This window comes from Neobacillus niacini (genome assembly GCF_036961885.1).
Taxonomy (GTDB): Bacteria; Bacillota; Bacilli; order Bacillales; family Cytobacillaceae; genus Neobacillus; species Neobacillus niacini_H.
This window is the reverse complement of record NZ_JBALNQ010000031.1, coordinates 37672-39076: the sequence shown is the minus strand read 5'-3', so window position 1 is coordinate 39076 and position 1405 is coordinate 37672. Positions and strand designations below refer to the sequence as shown.

The 1405-nt window shown below is 43.7% G+C and carries 2 protein-coding genes; both read left to right on the top strand.

Annotated elements, in window-relative coordinates; all coding sequences use genetic code 11:
- Nucleotides 1–291 precede the first annotated feature (291 nt).
- A complete protein-coding gene (locus V7124_RS14840; RefSeq protein WP_335415144.1) occupies nt 292–642 on the top strand; it encodes a YojF family protein in 351 nt (116 codons plus the stop codon).
- 22 nt (nt 643–664) lie between these two features.
- Nucleotides 665–1336: a bacillithiol biosynthesis deacetylase BshB2 gene (gene bshB2, locus V7124_RS14835; RefSeq protein WP_335490366.1), complete on the top strand. Its 672-nt coding sequence runs from the start codon at nt 665–667 to the stop codon at nt 1334–1336.
- Nucleotides 1337–1405: the final 69 nt, after the last annotated feature.

Below are 1405 nucleotides of genomic sequence, written 5' to 3'. Positions count from 1 at the left end.
TGGAGCGCTCCAACTGAGATAAAGGAAACACGAAGAGCCGGAGGCGATTCGATGTTGACTTATCGTAGGGCGGAGAGCGAAGGACACTAGCCGTTAGGGTGCTGGAGCTGGACAGTAAGCGAAGTTTAAAAGCTTTTCTTATTTTATAATAAACAGAGTCGAACCCAGCAGTTCGGCTCTATTTTTTTAAGCGTGGATTTCGCTTTTTCAATGTGATTTTAGTATGATAGATACATTATTAACTACACTTTTTTTGAATACATACCTGAAATTGGGAAAGGAGAATAATTAATGGAACCGATAAAGGATTATCTCGAGGTTCAAGCAGCGATTAACAAATACGCTAATCAGGATGTTTATATTCACCTTGAAACAACGAATGGTGCCTATGCATCCCATCATGATCAAACCTTCTTTTCAGCAGGTGCCTATATTCGCAATGGACTTGTTCGCTATGAGCATGGGAAAATCACTGGGACGGACCCCTACCGTGTAGGGTTGAAAATAAACCTTGGCTGGATCTATGCCGAAGGTCTGACACATTTTGAAATCGATGAGCAAAATCGCTTGCTTCTTGCAGGCCATGACAGTAAAGGGAAGCTTGCGGTTGCCCTCGAAATTAGCTCTACACCGTTTGAGTAAAGGAAAGGAAGGTGAGCGTTATATGGAAAAAGAACGTCATGTATTAGTTATCTTCCCACATCCGGATGACGAAGCTTTTGGAGTATCAGGAACCATTGCTGCGCATGTAGAAAATGGTACTCCTGTCACCTATGCTTGCTTAACCTTGGGTGAAATGGGACGCAATATGGGGAACCCCCTGTTTACGAATAGAGAAAATCTCCCAAAAATTAGAAAAGAAGAGCTTAAGGCGGCTGCTGCAGCTTTAGGGATTCAGGATTTACGAATGCTTGGCTACCGTGATAAAACGATTGAATTTGAAGACAACGAAAAACTGGCGAATGCTATGCTGTCGTTAATTAAGGAAGTAAATCCATCACTTATCATCACGTTTTATCCAGGCTATTCTGTTCACCCCGACCATGACGCCACTGGTGCAGCGGTCGTGAGGGCAGTGGAATTGCTTCCTGCCGCCGCAAGACCAACACTGCACTGCGTTGCTTTTTCAAATAATTGTGTCGAAGAGATTGGTGAGGCCGATATTGTCCATAATATCACGGCCGTGGCTGATAAAAAGCTTGCTGCGATTCAAGCCCATCGTTCCCAAACGGAGCAAATGTTTGGCGATGTGACGGAGAAGCTGAAAAACCAGGACCCGCAAATGATGGTGTGGATCAACAACGAGCGATTCTGGACGTATAAATTCAATTCTTAACTGGGCATTAGCGTTCATGAAGCCCAAATTCCGTTTGTTTTCTAAAAATAGGTCTCATGAAACGCTCAT